Here is a 21,396-nt window from a genome sequence, read left to right as displayed (position 1 = left end):
TTTATCTTTCAATGACGGTTTTGGGTCTCTGCCGCCGCAAACGCCGGCGCGGCGACGATCCCAAAGTCAGGCAATCGACACGGCGCAGGCCAAATAGCATTATTCTTCTTCTGTGCGCCTCCCCCGTTACGAACAAATCCTTGCGAAGTGCTGGTAGGCTTGGGGCGCATTGAACAAGCTGGGAGAACACCCGTGGCACTGTCGCTCGAGAAAACAAAGGCTTCCTCAGCTGCTTTGACTCACATTTCAGAGCTGACGGGGGCAAAAGTCCGCATTTTCCTATCGGAGATCGCGGAGGGGGTGACCAACTACCGGAGCATGCACAGCCTGACGCAGCAGGTCGAGCACCAGTATCACGGTCGCTTCCTGATCGAGCTCCTGCAGAACGCTCACGATGCGCTTACCGAGCCGGCCCCCAGTGAAAGCGGTAACCGAATCGAGATCGTCTTTGATCCGGCCGATTCTCCCCATGGCTCCCTCCTGATCGCAAACGATGGCGAGCCCTTCTCACCCTCGAACTTTGAGCGGCTGTCGCAGTTGGGTCAGAGCGACAAGGATCCGCAGAAGAGCATAGGCAATAAGGGCATCGGTTTTCGGAGCGTACTCGAGATCTCCGATTCACCTGAGATCTACTCAAGAAGCGAGCCCGACAGTCCCATCTTTGACGGCTACTGCTTCGCCTTCCGCCCCGATGTCGTCAAGTCGCTTACGGAACCCATCACGCGGTTGTCGATGGATGGTCCGATACCGGTATGGTCCGTCACGGATGAACCCCTCGTCGACAATTGGTCCGGCGAGATGCTGGCGAAGTTCCGGAAGCGCGTGCAAAGCAAGGTCGCTGGGTGGCTAACTGGTGAAACTCACTATCTCTCACCCTATCTTCTTCCGGTGCCTATCAACGAGATCCAAAGTGCTCGGGTGAACGACTTCGAGTCCCGCGGGTTCGCGACAGTCGTGCGACTGCCACTCAAGTCGGCCGACCTCCGCGACTATGTGCTCGAACGCATGGCGCAGTTGTCCGGCGCAGCCGTCCTGTTCCTCGACAAGATCGGTACGCTACGCATCTTGCGAGCGGAGGGTGAAGAAAGAACCTTCGTGCGCAAGTCGAGCCCACTGGAGAACGCCCTGGGCGGCATGCATGTCGTCATCTCGGATAGCGGAAGCGGCTCTGAGGAGTACTGGGTATGGAGCAAGAGCCTGCACGTCCGTAGCGCTCCCCAAACATTTCGCAAGGCAGTCGCAGCGCTGCCCGGACGGTGGCCGGAGATCAGCGACATCACTGTTTCTGTCGCGGTACGGCTGGGGAACGAACCGGACTGCGGGCGCTTCAGCATCTACCTGCCCACCTTGGTACCCACCGGCAGCGCTGTCCACATCAACGCCCCGTTCTTCGGCGACATGAGCCGAACGTCCATCCCATTTGACGATGCCTACAACCGGCACTTGCTGGAAACTGCGTCCGATCTGTGCTTAGAAGTGGTACGCAGCGGGCTCGCTGGCCGAGGCGAGACCGAAGCTCGTGCGATCTTAGACTTCCTGGCGCCGCTTGGCACGGGTCCTGTGCCCCAACGTTGGCTTCAACTGTTGGATGAGGCGCAGTCGCGCGCTTCGGCCTCTTTGTGCGAGGAGCCTCTCGTCCTCGCGGAAAGTGGTTGGGAACCCTTGAACTTGACTTCACTCATCCCTTCCTCGCCTAAGATCACTCTGCTCACTGAAGAGGTCTTGCGACGGCACGCGACATTTCGCGTATTCCACCGGTGCCTCGACTCGCGGTTGCAGCAGGTCAAAGCGCTGGCGGCAGCGCGCTTTCCGAAAACGGGCGCCTACCCCTTGGAGTCAGACCTCGCCGAGACCATCGCTGCTGTGGCGGCGGAATTGCACGCCAACGACGGCGACTGGAATGCGTACTGGCGCGACGTGGCCATTCTCCTACCCACTGGCCAGGCAGAACTAGCCAAGCATGCCGTGCTGCTTGGTGGCGACGGCGCACTACATTGTGCCGGCAAGGGCAAAAAAGTATTTTTCGTCCCTAGGCAAGGTACCGAGGACGACAGTGACATCGGCGGCGAAGGAACAACGACGGACGTGCCGGGTTCGCTGCAGTCTTCGGTCGCCTTCCTCGATGAACAGATTCAGCTGTATGACCCCAACCGGCCGACGATACGAACAGCCGTGCGCGGTTACCTCGGCCAGGGCCTAGTCTCGCAGTTCCGCGTCGAGACAATCTTCTCTGTTGTGCTGCAACAGCAGACGCCCCCGCTGCCCGCGAGCATCAACGGTGAGCACAGTGCCGTGTGTCGCGACATCCTCGGATGGGCCATGCGCTTGATGGCAAACGTCGTCGCGCGCGGCCGAGGCACGGACGCTACGCTCAAGCTGCTGCGAACCGTTCCGGTGCCCTGCGAAGGAGGCTGGTTCCCGATGCAGCATGCGAGTTTTTCCGATGGCTGGGCGGGAAGCGTCGGCAAAACACTGACCGCGTACCTCAAAGACCTCACGTCGGAGATCGCACGAGAAGCTAGGCAGCGCCAGTTGCTGCCGCCCGGACACACGGCGTGGGGGGATGTGGGACCGGCACAGATGCCACTGCTCATCGCTGGCGGCGTGGTCGACGGGTTGCGGCTTACAGAAACGAAGCCGAACACCTGGTCCAGCCTCTTTCACGCATCCTTCTACGACTTCGAGTTGCCTGGCCCACCCCCGACCTTTAACAACGAACAATGGGCGCAGTACGTCGCCACCGTACGCACGGAGGCAAGGCCGTCGTTCAGCACGCATCACCCTTATGAGGTCGGCAGCTTGCATTCCTTCCCCGGCATGTCCGAGTATCAGTCGCTCGGCGATGAGACGCGGTCGGCACTGTGCGAGCTGATACTGCAAAGTCTTCCAATCTGGGAAGCGGGACTGCAAAAAATCACTATCTCCAAGCAAGGAGGGCAGTGGAACCGACTCGAACTGACGAGTCCACTCAAGTACTTTCTGCAGGCCCAACCTTGGCTCGTGATTCGCGAGGGAAAAGCCGCGACATGGGCACGCCCATCCGAGCGATGGTTCGTTCCTGCCGACACACTAGCTGGCCGGTCGAGGCACTTTGGACACTTGAAAGCGCTGCCGCCCGCCCTCGCGCGCATCGTCGGTCAGAGACCGGAACTCGCCACTCGCCTGCGCGAGCTGGGCATGCAATTCTTTGATCCACACGGAACGACATCGGATCCCGGCCTGCTTATCGCCCTGACGTCGGCTGTGGGCAGCGACGATGTGTCAGATCCCAACGTACTGCTCGGTCAGATTCGGGATGCTTGGCAGCGGTTCCGCCCAGCCACCACCCAGCCCCCTATTCCGCTGGTGGCGGTGCGCCGCCGGGACAAACAGCTCTGCGCCGTTACGCCGACCGATGCGTCGCCGGTCTATCTTCCTGATTCTGGGGCCTACTCTGGGGAGCTCGAGGAGTTCGACTTTCCGGTAGTCGCCATAGGCACTGCCGACGCCAAGGACCTGCGTGAATGGTTCGTCGCCGCCTATGGCGCAAAGGTTCAGTTGACCTCCGGCCTGTCGCTCGCTCCGCATGTGGATGGAGCGGCCTGGTCAGGCTTCGGATCGACTGCGCTCACAGACAGCGATCTCGGGTGGCTAGTCCGTCCGCTGTTGGTCATGGTGGCGCAAGGCCGGGGGGGTCATTCTCAGGCGTTCAATGAGCGCCATGAAATCCTGCGATCCGCACGGATCGACTGGGTACCGAACCTAAGCGTCGCTGTGATGCGCAGCGAAGTGACGCTCGCGAACACCAACGTGGTGGCTCTGTGGGAGCCAACTCGCAAGACCCTCGTCGTCACTGATCACTGTCGAACACACCTAGAAGACCTTTCCGACGCGCTCTCGCAAGCCATTGAGCGTGACGACCTTGAACTACCGTTGCGATACGTGCTGCGCGGTGTTGACTCCGTTGACAGCGCCCCCGAAGACGTCGCTGCTTTGCTTGCGCCCCTTCGCATCACGCCGGATCAGGTTCATCAAGTACTGGAACATTTGCGCGGAGACGTCGGCCACATGGGTCGATTTGTCTCGATCCTTCTCGCAGTGGTGTCGCCCAATTCGAAATCGGCTGAGCTGCGCAGTGCGAGCACGGAGGAAGAGCTCGCCGCCGGATTGGCGGCTTCGGGGACCCCGGGCTTGGACGTGCACCGGACGCTGCAGGTTGCGCGGGAAAGCCACGACCTTTTCGACTTCGGCCGCTCAATCTCGCTCGACTTTGGCGAATCCGCGTCGCTTGCTAGATGGAACCTGACGCTGGCTAAGATGGGCCAGTCGCCGCTGTCGAATCGGAACTGGAGTCTGCAACTTCAAGCCAGCCTGGAGGAAGTAGCGGCCCTGGTCAAGCGCCTCGCAGCGCACGCGCTTCGACAAGGCACGGCGCAGAATTATGCAGAGATATGCAGGCAATACCAAGCTCTCGCCACAACTGCGGACCTAAGCCGCTCACACTGGATTGTCGGCTTCCCAGATGCAATGCATCTAGTGGCACGCTGGGCGGAGTCGTGGCTCAGCGACCCCGCAGCGCTGGAGGCAGTGCATGGCGCCGAGTCGCCAGAATCGCTCCGGCTCAGACTGACTCGCGCTGGCGTGCTGCTCGACCTCGATCCGGATGAATGCGGCCGGAAGAACAACGCTCTCGTGGACACCGTTGCTCGCGGCATCGATCGGCTGCGACTCGCAGCATGGCTCAGCACGTCGCCGGCAACAGCGGCCCATGAAGACTGGCGACCGCTGGTCGACGAGTACCGCGGCGCAGCGGCAGCAGCGCTTGCAGGCGAAGCGTTCATAAGCGAGTGGTCGGAACAGCACGTCGTTCTCTTGCTCAGACAAGGGGTACCGCATCCGGTTCTGCCGCAATTTCAAGCTGCGCTCGATGCATCCACGGATTTGGCGTCGTTACAGGCATCCCTCGGCCTGTCCAGCCAGGACATCGAAAACGCGCAAGGCCGACTCGATGCAATGAAGGCGGAGCGGATTCGACGCAAGAGTATCGTCAAGGTTTGCGGCGAGAACTTCGACGGCTCCGACGACAATCGCGGGCAACTGTGGGGTTTCCTGTCATCGCGTATCTCCGATGCGGAGCTTGCCAAGGCGATGCCATTCAACCTAGCCAAGCCGACGACGCTGGCGCCCTTCAAACGCACGACCAAAGCGCGAGGCGACACGCCGAAATCCTCTGCGGCCAGACCGGAACGCCAATCGAAAGCAGTCGAGGAGCTCATCGGCTTGGCGGGCGAAATTCATGTATTCAGAATGCTGCGGCAGCAGTATGGCGAGGACGCCGTGCCTTCGTCAGCATGGATCTCAGAGAACGGTCGGCGTGTGTTTACTTTCAACCAGGCCGACGATGCAAGGGGATGTGATTTCGCCTTCACTGCCAAGGGAAAACAATACCGCGTCGAGGTCAAAGCCTCCGCGGGAGATGACGAAACGTTCAAGCTCGGATCGTCGGAAATCCGTTTGGCAATGGAAATTGGCGCAAAGGGGAAGCGACGGCGAGAAGCATTTGTTCTAGTTCACGTCAAGAACGCTTTGTCACCGCAGCCATCCGCCGTCGTGCTCCCAAACCCCTATGACCCGAAACACACGGAGATGTTCAGCATCGAAGAAGCGGATGCACGGGTTCGTTACAAGGCTCGCAGTTAATGGCCACGCGACTTGCCACCCCGAAGCGAGCGACGTAGAGGCGGTTCAACCTGATTGCCTTGGGTTGCCCGCATCCGAGAAACTTACGGATCGACGCCAGGTTACGTTTCAAGCGACCCGCAACAACCGCTTCGTGAATCTTCGCGACGAGCAAGTCATCTTCCGGGATAGCGTTATCGGGGCCTGCGTCGTTGGCGACCGGCTGGCCCGTCGCAATTGTCGCAGCGCGAGTCTGAATCAACTCACCACATGCAGCCGACGTCGCGTCCGGTATCGTCGCGACCGCCTCCTGTCTCGACGAAGACGCATTTCGAGCAGACACGACCGTCTCGCAACCCGACGCGGCCAAGCCCAGCCCCGCGAAGTACCAGGCGAAGCACGCCATTCCTTCAAGCACGAGCACACAGGCGAGATCCATCAGCACATTGAGTCGCGCTTCGGTCGTACGGAGCCAGAGCGACGCGAGCGAAGTCGCGGGATCGGAGCGACGCGACTCGCGCAGCGCTTCGGCGCGACTTGCCTGGTCGCGAAGCCAGTCTTGTTCGGTCACACGATGTTTCATCTCATTCGCCTCAGCATTAAGTGCCGCAAGCTGAGCGGAGAGCTCCACTTTACGGACACGCAAAGCCTGACACTCGCCCACGCAGCGACGAGCCTCGACGTGCGCCAGATCGATGCGGGCCTTCGCGATGTCCTGCGAAATCGCCGTAAGACCACGACCATTCGGCGCGGTCGCGACCGACGGTACTGCGGTTACGGCAACCGTCTGCGCCCGCTTGTCGGTCGCATGCATGTTCGCAAACGCCAGCACGTCCACCTGTCCCCTCAGTACCACGGACGCAGCAAGCAGCCACAAGGCAGCCAATATGAAGCGAGCGCCGTTCGGCACGAACCGCCAGAGCACTGGTGCGAGATGCATGCAAAGCGCCGCCACGAGCGACATGGCAACGCTCCACACCAACTCCGCCGCGGTGCCGGCGCGCTGCATCCCGGCGAACATAGCGATGCCCAGCGAGATAGCCGTCGTAAACAGCGCCACCGCCAGCGCGATTCTCTGTATTGTGCGCGGCGTAACGTTGGCGAAATTGAGAGCGTCCACCTGCGAGTCACCAGCAGCCACGTTGATATTCGTTTTGCTCACTGTTCAAATCCTTCTCGTGCCAGCAAGGCGCAATGAAGGCATTTCATTGCGTCGGAGAGCGGCCGCAGTGCATCGGCATCGATGCGTTGCCGATTCGAGGTTGACGCCACCTAGCCGCTGCCGACAACAGTCTGTCTAGCGTCGGCGGGCAAGCCAGCGTGAACCGCACCTAGGTGAAATGACCGCCAGGAGCCGATTGCAGGCAACTGGCTGCCTTCGTAAGACATCGCCAAGCCTGCCAGCCGTCCGATGCCCCAAGGCTGTTATCGTCCGAACTATTCGCTCTGATCCGAATTACGGCTCATCGCTTCCCCACCGATTTCATCGAGTGGTTCGAAACCGATCGAATCCTCCGCGCGCTGCCCGCTGAATCACCGTCGAGCTTCGGCTTCACGGTGCGTGGACGCCCCGATTTCTTCTTTTCGTCGACCTCACTCGTGCCGAACTGACGCACACGCGAACCGTATTTCATCTTGAGAAACTGATCCGCCTTCGTCATGTAACGAATGTTGGTCCGCAGCGATTCGCGTTTGTCGTGATCGTCCCAGTTGATTTCGCCCGTGCCGATGCCATGCCCGTATTTCTCGTGGAACCACTTGTCGGCGTTGCTATTCCAGTACTGGCCTTTGTCGCCAGTCACCTTCACCCAGTACTCGCCGATCATCTTCGCAATCTTGACGTCGCGCTGGCTGTCCGCGCTGTAAAAGATCAGCACGTGGAAGTGCAGACCGGACTCGTCACCCTCTTCGAGTTTCCAGATATAGTCGACAATGCCGCGCAACAGCTTGTTCGAGCGACAGTTGTTGAAGAACTTTTCGCGATGCTTCTGGACTTCTTTGAGCGTCAGCTTGCCGCGATAGGGTTCCTGGTAGCCGAAGTGCAGCATCAGCACGAGCTGGCGCGACTTGTTCTCGAAGACTTTCTGCTCGATCGCCAGCCCCTTGGCCTCGTTGCGTGCAGCACCACGCAAGCGAATGCGCATGCGCTCCTTGAACGCCGCCGACGCGACGATCTCGGCGACCTTGGCCACGACCTCGTTGAAGATCTGAGCATGCATCTTGCCGCTACCGCGATCGATCGACTCCGGGTCACGGAAGCTAAACGCGTACGGATGCACGAGCAGCTCCATCAACGCTTCATTGACAGCCTCGACGTGCGGGCTGAACAGGTAACGCTCAGAGCCACCGCACTGGTTAAAGAACGTCTTGAGCTGGTAGAAGTACTGCAGCGCCTTCTTGTGCTTGGGTACGACACGCGTGCGACGCTCACCCGTCTTGATCTCAAAGCCCACGCTATCCTTGTCGAACTCGATCTCGCGCGCCATCGCCTCCATCGCGATCAACGTCGGACGCAGCAGATCAAAGCCGTAGCGCAAAAAGGTCGTTTCCTTGCCATCGATCTCGGCCCCTTCCGTGTTGCTGACCCAGTCGATGAACTCGTAGTTCTTGCTGAAGTCGTCTTTTTCGTCATCCATGATGCAATACCTCTTTGTCCGCCATAAGCGCATCTAACCTGCGACTCACGACATGGACATGATGAATAAAATCGTGGCATGAGCATGCCTATGCTCAGCACCACCCTGTTCTTCCCAGTTCGATCAATAAGCCTTGATGGGTTATCCATCTCTCTCATCCGTCAGACATCGTTGAAGAACATGAGACACCCACACTTCGTAGATGCAGTTCCGTTTGTTTATCTCCTTTTGAAATTCAATCGATCCATTAGTTACGCTCGCCTCTTCAACATCAAAGTTAGGCCATTAATTTTTTGATAGATCAAGGCTTACTTACAACTAGCCGTTATTGCCCTGGATAGCCCTAGCAATTGCTACACCTATTACTCTCCAGAGATACTCCTTACTACTCTTCTACTACCCTACTAATACCTATTACATATAACCCATAAGTGGGCCAACTGAATATCGCCTTTATCGCGAGATGATCGCAATTCAATAGCCCGTGAAACGCGGGCGTTTTAATCCCTCCGGCGTTGTACATACTTATGACCGGAGTCAGGTTAATTTTCCCCAGACCAACCGTCGATCAAGGCCGAGTTTTCCGGTGAGCGAACGCGCAGCCTGCCCATACAGCGCGTAACCCTTCACTGGTCGTAAGTTGTGTGAATCGACGCAAGTTGTGCGGGCTCATTCGTGCTTTCTAGCCCAAACGTGGTGATCGATTCGTCGCAACCAACCTCGGTTCACACGCTAAACAGCGTCCGAATCAAGGTCAAGCGCTGCAAATGGCCGCCTGGAAGTCGCTGTTTCCATCCGTATCCAACTGCATCCGGCCCCGTCCAAACCATTGATTTCGCTGGTTGCATGGAAACAACAATTCAGTCGCACTTCTATTCGCAGGCTCGCTGCATAGCCCTGTGAACCGCAGGTGACCGGCATAGCGCTCCCCCAGTAGCGACCAGACAAGCATCAGAATTTAGCAACACGCACATCACATTCAAACCCGCTTTTTTCGCCTCAAAAGAGCAAAAAAAGCGATTTCTTTAACGCCTCGCGCTCCGTGTTTTTTATTGGTTGGACAGGAGTTCCAGCCCGTCATCGGGAACGCGACAATGAAAGAACAGAAAGTGGGAGGAAAGGAATCGAGGGAGACAGCCAGCAGCTTGCTCAAATACAGGTGCTGGGTGTTGGGCGGCCCACCACAGGAGGCGGTCGGGCGCGGGGATATGCTAACGGCCGTCAAATGCTTGCGAAGCTTTCGCGATAGTGGGTTGCAAGCGACCGTGCTGACAACCCCATTGGATCTATCTCGTATCTCGCCAGTGACGCATCTTGATAACCAGCTGTATTATGTCAGTCGATCTGCGCGTCGCCGCGTTGTGTTTGGGATAGCGCAAAACGAGACGACGTTCCTCGAGCCAATCCAACGCCATCTTGAACTTCGCCGAATCGGTTTTGAGGCCGTAGCGGGAGCAGAAGAGTCGCAGTTCGTTTTCTGGCATTTCGATATTCTGGTTACCCAACGTCGCAACTTCGGGCACCTGACCTCCGTTTTTTGAAGCTAGACGCTCTTTCAGTTTTTTCAGCGCATATTGCGCGGCTTCTTCGATCGCCATATCGGGATTGAATATGCGACCGAATTCGTTCAGGTACCACTCACATATTTCGATGGCCGCTTTTACCGTCGGCTCCGGAATCTCGAGCCGATCTGAGCGGTCGTCATCGGCAAGCTGATAAGTCTCGAAGAAATGGAAGAGCGCCGCCAGCCTGGCGACGTGTTCCGAATACCGGTTGACGAATTCACGCTCGTGAACATATCGTCCGCCATCTACTGTTTGAGCTTCCTTACCGTTGTGATCGGCTTCCCACAACTGTTGCGCTGTTGGCGAGAAATACAGAACCTTTCGGCTTTCAGCGCGCAGCCCAATGTCCGCATAACCACGATCAAGCAGATCCAGAACCCGCCTATTGAACCTGTCAGTCCATACCGTCGACCGTGATGCAGCGCTGTCTGCCTGACGTTGACCGTAGGGGGTCTCGGGTCGCGCGATCAGGGTTCGGGGAATAAAGCCGATCCCCTTAGCCTGCTCACCCTTGCGTTCAATAAATCGGTCAAAAACAGTAGGCTGGATCATGAGCGAGATGGTGAGCCGTGGATCGCTCACCGAGAAACTCTCTCGCGCCGTGCGCCCAACAACGTCGATGCCCAGACCGTCCCAGAGCCGATCCAGTCGAGCCATATCTGACTCCCCACGCGCGTTGAGAATGTCGGCCGCTTCGCTCGAAACCAGTCCGGCCGACGGCCAGTTCTCACACAGGCTGCGCTCCAGTTCACGCATCGAAATGCTCGAATACAAAGACCGCCTGAGGCGTGGCTTGGGCCAGGTTAATGGCTGACTACGTAATTCGTTCAGCAAGCGTTCAACCTTTTCCAGCGATTCGGCGGCATCCACAGCTTTTTCTTCACCAGCGGTATAAACCTTGCGCGTCAGGCTGGCATAGGTCCGCTCAAGTGCGCCCTCCTTCATCCTCCGCACTTTCTGCTCGTTTTCGTACGCCGCTTTTGCCTGTTCATACGCGGTCGCCTGGCCCTGATCGTGCGCCTCAATGGCCGGCGTAACGGCGCGGTCCGCGCGGGTTTTCCGGGCACCGGAATCGGCCACCGCCAACATGAAGAGCGAACAGACCGTCGGCTCACCGAAACCCCGGTCTACGAGGATCTGGTCCTGGCAGGCAATCGAGACAGCCGCGAACGTCGCCTGAACTGCGAGGGGTAATGCGAGCTTGTCGTTCTCGCAGATCTCCAGCACTGCACCACGAATCGTCTCAGGCAACGCCCGCCATGGGAAGTCGCCGAGGGGTTCGTATTCCGGAAAAGGCGGTTTTCGGCCCCAGTCCTGGATTGCCGACAGGCTCACGTGTCGTTCCGGCGGCGGGTCCTCGAGTGATGTCAATTCGCTTTCGTCTTGCATCACCGTGCCTCCCGCCTATGCGACTCTGGTGCTGTATGCGGAGTCCGCTCTTCAAGAAGGCCCTTGCGACGAGCTACGAGACACGCAACCGGCGGCGAGGAAGGTACAGTAGGGAAACAAAGTGCGAGCTTGGCCATCTGTAAATCGGTAACTGTGACAACTAATGAAAGAGACTGCTGAAGCAAAGCTGCTGTGAGCTACCGGACCGTGGCGAGCTCATCACGCCGCGGCAGTACCGGTGCCGCTTCCCAACGATGCAGCAGATCTCACTCTGGACGAGCAGCGCGACGCGCCGCCACCCATGCGTTGATCTCTTCTTCATTCCATCCGACTGCGCCACCATCGGAGCCGAGCGAAAAGGATCGTGGAAAGGTCGGATCGAAGTGCTTCGACCCGGCGTCCATCCGGTTGTATATTGAGCTTCTGCCCAAGCCAGTTAGCTCGCAGACTCGCTTGAGGCGAGCGACCTTCCCCTGCGGCAGGGATGCGACTTCCAACGGGTGCCGGAGTGCGCCGCTTACGGGCTGCCCGATGTCTGACGCTGCCCCTTCGTCTACCAGGTCGGCACTTGGGCTCGCCGACAGCGAAATAACCACACGTGAAGTCTGCGTCAATTGCTCGGGCTGCGGCATAGCAGCCGAAGCGACACCCCGCTTCGGCTGTTTCGATTGCTTATTTCCGTGAGCTTTTGCATCTGCGGCATCGTCCGCGTAAGCAAGGCCACAGCGATCCAGATAGGCGAGCGCCTGCATGCGCGGGATGAAGCTGCCAGTCGTCAGCACGGGAACCGGCGCGTTGCGCCCGTTCACCGCCGTCAATCGGCCCACGGCAAACTCCGCTTGCAGCGCTCGCCGATGTTGATCACGAACACCGTCCTGCTCCAACTCACGTCGCTTTATGTCAGCCGCTGTCACCAACACCGGCGTCCACGCCGGTCGCCCCGGGGTGCCCCGATACGCAGACAGGAACGCTTCTTCATCGAGAGGTGAGAGCGGATGGCGGAGCGCCGGGAGATGCGGCAAGAGCGCCTCGAGAACTCGCAGGTCTTCATCGTCCAGGTCAAGAACAGACGGCAACTCGACTACCTCGCGGCGCGGCACGACAACCAGCTGAAGCTCGGCGCCGGCATCAGGTGTTTCCGGCGACTCTCGCAGCATTTCATCGAGAGTGAAGCCGTCCTCCGATAACAAAGTTCGCTGGAGGCCCATATGAACCGGCCAGCGCTCATGTTGATTCATCGTCGGCGCTACCGAAATCTGGCGGGTGATCTGCTTTCCGACGACGCATTCAATACCCACAAGATCTCGCTTGACCAATGGGCATAACGCCGCCGAGATGGCATCGCAGAAGTGCCAAAACTCAAGCAACGGATCGGGCGGAAGCTTGACGCGAACTAGCACTTGGACCTCGTTGGATTGTTCTCGTAGGTTCTGCGAGTATAAGGGAGCAAGAAGCTTCCGATGCTCTCACCTGAGTCGAGTCGACCACCGCAGCGCCTTCACACTGCCGCCCTTCATCGCTGTGGCGATGGGCCAAACCGAAAGCGGGCAAGCCGGTGCTCGCTGATGGGCCCGCTGATGGGCTGAAATAGAAAAAGCCCCGTAAGTCCTTGAACTTACGGGGCTTTGTCACCGCTTATGGCGGAGACGGAGGGATTCGAACCCTCGATCCAGGTTTTGGCCCAGATGCTCCCTTAGCAGGGGAGTGCCTTCGACCTCTCGGCCACGTCTCCCAAACTCGACGTTGCGCCGGGAGGCAGCGCAACGAGACAAAGATAATAACGGGAATGGTTACGTAGGTCAAATCGTAGCCTTGTCCAATGGCAAAGGAGTCTGGGCGGGGCGGCGTGATTCCAACGGCAAAGGAGTCTGAGCGGGGAGTTTTAGGGGTCGATCATTGCGCGATGGTGATCGACATGAATACGACAAGGCTGGAGACGATCGGGCAAGTCCGGGAGTTCCTGGCGGGGGTCTGCGACGTTGAGCTGCACGTCGTTCAGGACGAGGCTGAGCGACGACGGTTCGTTGAGCGCACGCTGCGTTGGTTCGGCTATTTTCGGCGGTCTCGCGGTGAGCGCGGGCTGCTGTTCGCCTATGTGCAGCGGGTCTCGGGCTACTCACGTGCCCACGTCATTCGACTCATTGCGCAGTACCGCGAGAGCGGCACGCTCGAGCAGCGTGAACGCGGCACGCGCACCCAATTCCCACGTCGCTACACGGACGAGGATGTCGCCTTGCTGGTCGAACTGGACAGCCTGCACGACACGCTCTCGGGGGCGGCCACGCGGGCGCTGGCGCGGCGGGCCTGCCAGGTGTATGGCGATGCGCGCTACGAACGCTTGTCGCACATTTCCGTGTCGCACCTATACAACTTGCGCGCGGGCCAGGCGTACCGCCAGCGGCGCCTCACATGGACGAAGACGCGGCCCAGCCCGGTGCAGATCGCCGTGAGGAAGGCGCCGGCGCCTGAAGGCCTGCCCGGTTATATCCGTATCGATACGGTCCATCAAGGCGATCAGGACGGCGTCAAGGGCGTCTATCACGTCAACGCGGTGGACATCGTCACGCAATGGGAGGTCGTGGCCGCTGTCGAGCGCATCAGCGAGGCGTACCTGCTGCCGGTCATCGCGCTGATGCTCCAGAGTTTTCCGTTCGTGGTGCGCGGCTTTCACTCTGACGGTGGTAGCGAGTACATCAACCGCGACGTGGCTGGCCTGCTCGAGAAGTTGCGCATCGAGTTCACCCGCTCACGCCCGCGCCAGACCAACGACAACGCACTGGCCGAGTGCAAGAACGGCGCGGTCGTTCGCAAGCTCATCGGCTATGGGCACATCCCGCAGAGGCATGCCGCGGCGATCAACCGCTTCCACGAACAGGCGCTCAATCCGTACCTGAACTTCCACCGGCCCTGTTACTTCGCCGTGGACACGGTGGATGCACGTGGGCGCATCCGCAAGAGCTACCCGAGCGAGCGGATCATGACGCCGTGGGACCGGCTGCGCTCGATCCCGGATTTCGAGCAGTACCTCAAGCCCGGCGTCACCGCCCAGACCCTTAGCGACACTGCCATGGCCATGACCGACTCCCAGGCCGCCCAGCAGCTTCAGGACATGCGCCGCAACCTGTTCGCCTCGTTTCGTCGCAAACGAGCCTGAGCCGCTGCCGGTGGCTACGGCATAATCCGGGGGCGGGAGTTGCCCACCGCCGTGCCGGCCGTGGACAACTCCCGCTTTCCGATAGAGACACAGCGACCCCTGAACCCCACACCACCTACAGGTTCAGACTCATCTCAGGATTGGAAAATACTATCGTGCGACGCATTTTTTTACCGCATCGCCAACTCGCCGGACTGCCCCGCTACCTCACTACGTCACTACGTCGTCGAACCCGTTCACGCCCTATCGGAGGCCGGCGCTCGCCCGATGCTCGATCATGCTTGGTCGAGCTCGAACGCCTTGTGCAGCGCACGCACGGCGAGCTCCATGTACTTCTCGTCGATCAGCACCGATATCTTGATTTCGGACGTCGAGATCATCTGGATGTTGATGCCCTCTTCCGACAGCGTGCGGAACATCTTGCTCGCGATGCCGACGTGCGAACGCATGCCCACGCCCACGACGGACACCTTCGACACGCGCGGATCGCCGACGACCTCCTCGGCGTTGACGTGACCCTTCACGTGATTGACGAGAATGTCCATCGCGCGCTGATAATCGCCGCGGCCCACCGTGAACGTGAAATCGGTCTTGCCATGCACGCTCTGGTTTTGAATGATCATGTCGACGTCGATGTTCGCGTCGGCAACCGGGCCGAGGATCTGATAAGCGATGCCCGGCTTGTCGGGCACGCCGCGCACCGCGATGCGGGCTTCGTCGCGTTGGAACGCGATGCCGGAGATGACTGCTTTTTCCATGGTCTCGTCTTCTTCAAAAGTGATCAGCGTGCCCGATTTCATTTCCTCCTCGAGCGAAATCATCGGATCGGTCAGACTCGACAGCACGCGCGTCTTCACGCGATACTTGCCCGCGAATTCCACCGAGCGAATCTGCAACACCTTCGAGCCAAGGCTCGCCATTTCCAGCATTTCCTCGAAGGTGACGCGATCGAGCCGGCGCGCTTCTTCCACCACGCGCGGGTCGGTCGTGTACACGCCGTCGACGTCGGTGAAGATCAGGCATTCGTCCGCTTCGAGCGCCGCCGCGACCGCCACGGCCGACGTATCGGAGCCGCCGCGTCCGAGCGTCGTGATGTGGCCTTCGGGATCGACGCCCTGAAAGCCCGTGATGACGACCACTTTTCCGGCATCGAGATCGCGCAGGACGCGCTCGCCGTCGATTTCGCTGATGCGCGCCTTGGTGAACGCGCTGTCGGTCTTGATCGGCACTTGCCAGCCGGCGTAGCTCACGGATTGCACGCCGATATCTTGCAGCGCGATCGACAAGAGACCCACGCTGACCTGTTCGCCCGTCGCCGCAATGACGTCGAGCTCGCGCGCGCTGGGTTGGCTCGAGAGCTCTTTCGCGAGGCCGAGCAAGCGGTTGGTTTCGCCCGACATCGCCGAGGGCACGACGACCATCTTGTGCCCGGCCTGACGCCATTTCGCGATGCGCTTGGCAACGTTCTTGATGCGCTCAACCGAGCCCATCGAAGTGCCGCCGTATTTATGTACGATGAGTGCCATTGTCGTTCTGAACTGGAGGAGAAACCGCGCCGATGCGTCAAGAGCAGAACCGCGAGGCTGCCGTTCTGTCTCGCGGCCTCGTGAGCGCTTCGACGACGACGAAGGATGGCTGCGAATGCGTGCATGCAGCGTGCGCGGATTGCCCGGATGCGAAGCGCCTGCTGCGAGGCCTATCGCTCGCGCGGGTAGCGCAGAAATAGGCCGCGAATGCGCAAAATGCGCGCAAACGGCTGCGAAAGCGGATCGGGCGAGCCATCGAGCGTACTTGATCGAGGGCGAAAAAACAAGCGGAGGGACGCCCGCGGTGTCGATCGGGCGCGACACCATCGGTCGAACGTTCTTCTCCGAGCCAAGCCGCCCGCGCGCCCTTTTAAGCGATCAGCAAGTCCAGGCGCCATTCGAGGCGCCTGCGCCCACCGCGCCGCGCCGAAGCCGGGAAAGACTGCCCGACGGCGCCGTTCAACCCCAGCAACGGCACGAAAAGCAACGTCCCGCCGATGTAGATGAGCGGCACGTCGCGCTCCCAAGCCGGCACCCCAAGTTCCTGGAACAAATTCTTCAGCGTGCGCGCCGCGCCGCCCGACATGCGCTGCATCCGCTCGCCGCCCGTGCGCGCTCGCGCCGACAGCGGCGCGCTGGCGAGCAACGCCGCGGGCACCGTATCGGGGCCGGTATCGTCGTCGGCCGCAGGCACGAACACGATCGATCCGCGCCACTGCGGCAAGTGCCACACCTGTTGACCGCTCCAAGCCAGGCGCTCCGTCCGCTTCGCATCGTGCGGGTCGTGTCCATCGCGCGCGGCATCGTCTTCGGCGCCCTCGCTGGACTGCCCCGGCGCCACGCTCGGCGGCGAAGAGCGCTCGTCCCGCGTTTCGCGAGGGTCGATCGGCGATGCCGGCTCGGGCGCGTGCTTCTCCCAATAGATCTTGTCCCGATACATCCGTAAGCGCGCGCCACCATGCATCACGCTGAGCCCATGCCCGTCGCGTGCCTCGCGCAGTTGACGCAACATGTCGCCTAGACGCGCCGAGGACGGCGTCCGCAGCCCCGCCGCTCGGATCCAGACGCGCATGACGTTCATCGCGCGAGCGTCGTCGAGCGCCGTCAGCGCCTTGCGCGAAAGCGCGGCACCGTCGTCTCGCGCGATCACGCGCAGGTCGATGCGCGCCAAATCGTCGAGCAGCCGCTGCGCTGTCGCCGCATGCCGGGCCGTGCGCGCAAGCGCATCGCGAAAGCCGGGGAAGTGCGTCTTCAGCGCGGGCAAGACCTCGTGGCGCAGCGCATTGCGCGCATAGCGCGTGTCCGCATTCGATTCGTCCTCGATCCAGCGCAAGCCGCGCACATGCGCGTAGCGTTCGAGCTGCGCGCGCAGCAGATGAAGAAACGGCCGCACACGCGGCACGGCCGACGGCTCATCGGCGCGTTGCGGCGCCATGGCCGCGAGCCCCGCCACGCCGGCACCACGCAGTAGCTGAAGCAACACGGTTTCCGCTTGATCGTCGGCATGGTGCGCGAGCCACAGTACCACCGCCCCTTGTCGCGCGCACATCGCATCGAGCGCGCGATAGCGCGCGTCGCGCGCCGCCGCTTCGAGGCTCTCGCCGTTGTCTCGCCGCACGCGCACGCGCTCCGCATCGAAACGCACGCCAAGCGCGAGCGCGGCGGCCTCGCCGTGCGCAAGCCAGCGATCGGCGTTCGGGCTCAAACCATGATGGACGTGCAGCGCCACGCATCGCGCCGCGCCAGCGACGCGCACGGCCGCGTCGAGCAGAACGGTGGAGTCGAGGCCGCCGCTATAGGCGATCGCGATGAGCGCGTCGGACGGGACCCCGGAAAGCACGCCGCCGAGCGCATCGAGAACGATGCACTCGGCGGCGGGATCGACAGAAGGGTTCACGTCAGAGGTCACGGTAGGGAACGTGCGGCAAGCAATCGCGCTCGCCGCGCCTCCTGATAGCTTACGCGCCCGGGAACGATTCTTTGAACTTGCCGTAGGCCATGAGCCGCTCGAAACGGCGTTGCCGCAAATCCGGCACGCTCATGCCTTGGAATTGGCGCAGCGTATCGGCCAGCGCGCGACGCAGCAGCGCCGCCATGCCCTTCACGTCGCGGTGTGCGCCGCCGAGCGGCTCGTTGACGATCTTGTCGATGAGGCCGAGCGCCTTCAAACGATGTGCCGTCAAGCCAAGCGCTTCGGCCGCTTCAGGGGCCTTCGCCGCGCTCTTCCACAGAATCGACGCGCAGCCTTCGGGCGAGATCACCGAGTACGTCGAGAACTGCAGCATCAGCACGGTGTCGGACACCGCGATCGCTAGCGCGCCGCCCGAACCGCCCTCGCCGATCACCGTGGAGATGATGGGCGTTTTCAGTTCGGCCATGACGTAGAGGTTGCGCCCAATCGCCTCCGATTGTCCGCGCTCCTCGGCGCCGACGCCCGGGTACGCACCGGGCGTATCGATGAACGTGAAGAGCGGCAGCGAGAATTTTTCGGCCAGGCGCATCAGCCGTTCGGCCTTGCGATAGCCTTCGGGGCGCGGCATGCCGAAATTGCGCGCCGCGCGCTCCTTCGTGTCCCTGCCCTTTTGCTGACCGATGATCATGCAGGGATGGCCGTTGAAGCGCGCCAAACCACCGATGATCGACAGGTCGTCGGCATACGCGCGGTCACCGTGCAGTTCGTGGAAATCGGTGAATAGCTCGTTGACATAATCGAGCGTATACGGGCGCTGCGGATGACGCGCGATCTGCGAAACCTGCCATGGGGACAGGCTCGCGTAGAGGTCTTTCGTGAGCTGCTGACTCTTTTTCGACAACCGCTCGATCTCTTCCGAAATATCGACAGCCGAATCGTCCTGCACGAAGCGTAATTCTTCGATTTTTGCTTCGAGCTCCGCGATGGGCTGTTCGAAATCCAGAAAGGTCGTTTTCATATGTTCGTTCCTAGAATCCTGCGGCAGCGCGTATTCTAACCGCCCGCGCCCCGGCCAAAATCGAGCAAAACTATCGAATCACAAAATCGATAGATTACTCAGCCACCCCGTCGAGGCTGCGCCACATGTACCACGTCGCCACCGTGCGCCATGGCTCCCAGTTCGCCGCCACTTCACGCGCCTCGCTGCGCGTCACGGGCTCGCCGCTGAAGTAGTTGACGCTGATCGCCCGGATCAAACCGAGGTCGTCGAGCGGCAACACGTCGGGGCGCGACAGATTGAAAATCAAGAACATCTCGGCGGTCCAACGACCGATGCCGCGAATCTGCGTGAGCTCCGCGATGACCGCTTCGTCGTCCATCGACATCCATTTGTCGACGTGCAGCGCTCCCGAGACGAAATGCTGCGCGAGGTCGAGCAGATACTCCGACTTGCGTTTCGACAACCCGCAAGCGATGAGCTTTTCCTGGCCGAGCTTCTTGAATTGCTGCGGCGCGAGCTTCGGACATGCGAGTTCGATCCGCTCCCACACCGCTTGCGCAACCTGTACGGAAATCTGCTGACCGACGACGGAACGCGCGAGCGTCACGAATGGATCGTCGCCGTTCACGAGGTGCACAGGGCCGAACTTCGGGATCAAGCGTTTCAGAATACGGTCGCGCTTGACGAGATCCGCACACGCGCGGTCCCAATAGGCGGGGCGCGTAACGGCAGGCTCGAGCGTGCCGATCTGAACGGGCGCCGCCGCGCCGTTCGGCTTGGCGGCCGGCGGCCGCTTCGTGGTCGCGGTGCGCTTGGCTGCCGTCTTCTCGTTCGTATCAAAGGGTGCCGCCGCTGCGCTCGCGCGCGCGTCGCCCTTGCGACTAGCGCGTGCGGGCACCTTCCTGGCCGTTGCCATCTTGCCTCCTGCCTGGCGAGTCGATCAGCGCGACGTGCGATGCACGGTCGTCATACGCGGCGCCATTCGGTCAGCCCGCCCGGTTTGTCTTCAAGCGCAACACCGGCATCGAGCAATTCCGCTCGGATCCGGTCTGCCTCGGCGTAGTCTTTCGCATGCTTGGCCGCGGTGCGCGCGGCGATCTTCGTTTCGATCGCGGCCACATCGAGCCCATCGGCGGCCTGCGCGCCCGCCGCTTGTTGCAAGAACGCGCGCGGCTCGCGGCCCAACAACCCCAGCGTGCCCGCGAGCGCGCGCAGTTGCCGCGCCAATTGCGCATCGCGCGTGCGGTTCACCTCCGTTGCCAACTCGAACAGCACGGCCACGGCGACAGGCGTATTGAAGTCGTCGTTCATCGCCTCGCGAAACCGCTGCGCATGCGCTTCGCTCCAGTCGAGCGGCGCGCTGTCGGGCGCGACGTCTTTGAGCGCGGTGTACAGGCGCGTAAGCGCGGCGCGCGCATCGTCGAGATGAACGTCGCTATAGTTGATCGGCGAACGGTAGTGAGCACGAACGAGGAAGAAGCGCACGACTTCCGGATCGTACTTCGCGAGCACGTCGCGAATCGTGAAGAAATTGCCGAGCGACTTCGACATCTTCTCGTTGTCGATCTGCACGAAGCCGTTGTGCATCCAATAGTTGACGAACGTCTGCCCCGTCGCGCCTTCGCTTTGGGCAATCTCGTTCTCATGATGCGGAAACTGCAGGTCCTGCCCGCCGCCGTGCAAATCGAAATGCTCGCCGAGCAGCGCGCAGCCCATCGCCGAACATTCGATGTGCCAGCCCGGGCGGCCCGGACCGTACTTGGAATCCCACGAGCACTCGGGCGGCTCGCCGGGCTTCGTATGCTTCCAGAGCACGAAATCGAGCGGATCTTCCTTGGCGTCGTTCGCCACGACGCGCTCACCGGCGCGCAGATCTTCGAGCGACTTTCCGGAGAGCGCACCGTAACGCGCGAATTTGCGCACGGCGTAATTCACGTCGCCGTCTTGTGCGTGATACGCATAACCGTTCGCAACGAGCGCATCGATCATGCCCAGCATCTGCGGAATGTAGTCGGTCGCGCGCGGCTCGATATCGGGACGCGCTACGCCGAGCGCATCGGCATCTTCGTACATCGCGGCGATGTAGCGATCGGTGACGGCCTTGATGGTCTCGCCGTTTTCGACGGCGCGCCGGATGATCTTGTCGTCGACGTCGGTGATGTTGCGCACATAGGTCACGCGGTAGCCAAGCGTGCGCAGCCAACGCTGCACGAGATCGAATACGACCAAAAGCCGGGCGTGCCCGACGTGGCAATAGTCGTAGACGGTGATCCCGCAGACGTACATGCGCACTTCGCCCACGCGGCGCGGCACGAACGGTTGCTTGTCACGCGCGAGCGTGTTGTAGATGCGCAGTGATTCCATAGAGACGATGCGTGAGCTTTGAGCAATCCGCACTCGGCAACGCGCGTTTCGCAGCATTCCGCGATGAAGCGCTAACGGCTTGCGCGGTGCCGATGTCTTCGCGCGACGAGTGCTTCGAAACGAGCGGCGCGAAAGGCGACCACGACTGGCGGAGGACCGTTTGCCGTTCGGGGAAACCGGCAAACGTTTTGT

General features: G+C 60.9%; 11 protein-coding genes and 1 tRNA gene. 2 read left to right on the top strand and 10 right to left on the bottom strand.

What is annotated here, in order from left to right:
- The first annotated feature begins 192 nt into the window (after positions 1–192).
- Positions 193–5,679 carry a sacsin N-terminal ATP-binding-like domain-containing protein gene (locus tag J3485_RS07830; RefSeq protein WP_206951940.1) on the top strand — a complete coding sequence of 1,829 codons (5,487 nt, stop codon included), beginning with the start codon at positions 193–195 and terminating at the stop codon, positions 5,677–5,679.
- On the opposite strand, the gene J3485_RS07825 is transcribed toward J3485_RS07830, so the two are convergent.
- The 5 genes from J3485_RS07825 to J3485_RS07805 all read right to left on the bottom strand — a co-directional run bounded on the left by J3485_RS07825 (position 5,630) and on the right by J3485_RS07805 (position 12,980).
- On the bottom strand, positions 5,630–6,820 hold the full coding sequence (locus J3485_RS07825) for a hypothetical protein (protein WP_206951939.1): 1,191 nt from the start codon (positions 6,818–6,820) through the stop codon (positions 5,630–5,632). The two genes, J3485_RS07830 and J3485_RS07825, sit on opposite strands and share 50 nt — an antisense overlap.
- Before the next feature lie 301 nt (positions 6,821–7,121).
- Positions 7,122–8,294 (bottom strand): YagK/YfjJ domain-containing protein, encoded by a 1,173-nt coding sequence (locus tag J3485_RS07820; protein ID WP_206951938.1) that lies wholly within the window; start codon positions 8,292–8,294, stop codon positions 7,122–7,124.
- A 1,286-nt stretch (positions 8,295–9,580) separates the two neighbouring features.
- The gene (locus J3485_RS07815) at positions 9,581–11,248 is read right to left on the bottom strand and encodes a YfjI family protein (protein ID WP_206951937.1); all 1,668 of its coding nucleotides are present in this window, start codon (positions 11,246–11,248) and stop codon (positions 9,581–9,583) included.
- A gap of 266 nt (positions 11,249–11,514) precedes the next feature.
- Complete coding sequence (locus J3485_RS29400) at positions 11,515–12,648, bottom strand: helix-turn-helix transcriptional regulator (RefSeq protein ID WP_206951936.1); 1,134 nt, start codon at positions 12,646–12,648, stop codon at positions 11,515–11,517.
- A 238-nt stretch (positions 12,649–12,886) separates the two neighbouring features.
- Positions 12,887–12,980, bottom strand: a tRNA-Ser gene (locus tag J3485_RS07805).
- Between the two features lie 171 nt (positions 12,981–13,151).
- Here J3485_RS07805 and J3485_RS07800 point away from each other — a divergent pair.
- On the top strand, positions 13,152–14,402 hold the full coding sequence (locus tag J3485_RS07800) for an integrase catalytic domain-containing protein (RefSeq protein WP_206950637.1): 1,251 nt from the start codon (positions 13,152–13,154) through the stop codon (positions 14,400–14,402).
- Positions 14,403–14,677: 275 nt separating this feature from the next.
- Here the strand turns inward: J3485_RS07800 and J3485_RS07795 are convergent, their stop codons facing one another.
- From J3485_RS07795 to cysS, 5 genes are all read right to left on the bottom strand, one after another.
- A complete protein-coding gene (locus tag J3485_RS07795; RefSeq protein WP_206951935.1) occupies positions 14,678–15,928 on the bottom strand; it encodes an aspartate kinase in 1,251 nt (416 codons plus the stop codon).
- Between the two features lie 370 nt (positions 15,929–16,298).
- Positions 16,299–17,825 (bottom strand): tRNA lysidine(34) synthetase TilS, encoded by a 1,527-nt coding sequence (tilS, locus tag J3485_RS07790; protein WP_206951934.1) that lies wholly within the window; start codon positions 17,823–17,825, stop codon positions 16,299–16,301.
- Between the two features lie 61 nt (positions 17,826–17,886).
- Entirely contained in the window at positions 17,887–18,858 is a 972-nt protein-coding gene (locus J3485_RS07785) for an acetyl-CoA carboxylase carboxyltransferase subunit alpha (RefSeq protein WP_206951933.1), read from the bottom strand.
- A gap of 94 nt (positions 18,859–18,952) precedes the next feature.
- Positions 18,953–19,756 (bottom strand): DNA-3-methyladenine glycosylase family protein, encoded by an 804-nt coding sequence (locus J3485_RS07780; RefSeq protein WP_206951932.1) that lies wholly within the window; start codon positions 19,754–19,756, stop codon positions 18,953–18,955.
- A gap of 50 nt (positions 19,757–19,806) precedes the next feature.
- Entirely contained in the window at positions 19,807–21,204 is a 1,398-nt protein-coding gene (cysS, locus tag J3485_RS07775) for a cysteine--tRNA ligase (protein WP_206951931.1), read from the bottom strand.
- Positions 21,205–21,396 lie beyond the last annotated feature (192 nt).

This window comes from Trinickia acidisoli, assembly GCF_017315725.1.
Classification (GTDB): Bacteria; Pseudomonadota; Gammaproteobacteria; order Burkholderiales; family Burkholderiaceae; genus Trinickia; species Trinickia acidisoli.
This window is presented reverse-complemented; position numbering and strand designations above follow the sequence as displayed.

Coding starts and splice junctions, on each gene's coding strand:
- J3485_RS07780 (WP_206951932.1), bottom strand. CDS start 19,756: ATGGCAACGGCCAGGAAGGTGCCCGCACGCGCTAGTCGCAAGGGCGAC.
- J3485_RS07800 (WP_206950637.1), top strand. CDS start 13,152: ATGGTGATCGACATGAATACGACAAGGCTGGAGACGATCGGGCAAGTC.
- J3485_RS07815 (WP_206951937.1), bottom strand. CDS start 11,248: ATGCAAGACGAAAGCGAATTGACATCACTCGAGGACCCGCCGCCGGAA.
- cysS (WP_206951931.1), bottom strand. CDS start 21,204: ATGGAATCACTGCGCATCTACAACACGCTCGCGCGTGACAAGCAACCG.
- J3485_RS07795 (WP_206951935.1), bottom strand. CDS start 15,928: ATGGCACTCATCGTACATAAATACGGCGGCACTTCGATGGGCTCGGTT.
- J3485_RS07785 (WP_206951933.1), bottom strand. CDS start 18,858: ATGAAAACGACCTTTCTGGATTTCGAACAGCCCATCGCGGAGCTCGAA.
- J3485_RS07820 (WP_206951938.1), bottom strand. CDS start 8,294: ATGGATGACGAAAAAGACGACTTCAGCAAGAACTACGAGTTCATCGAC.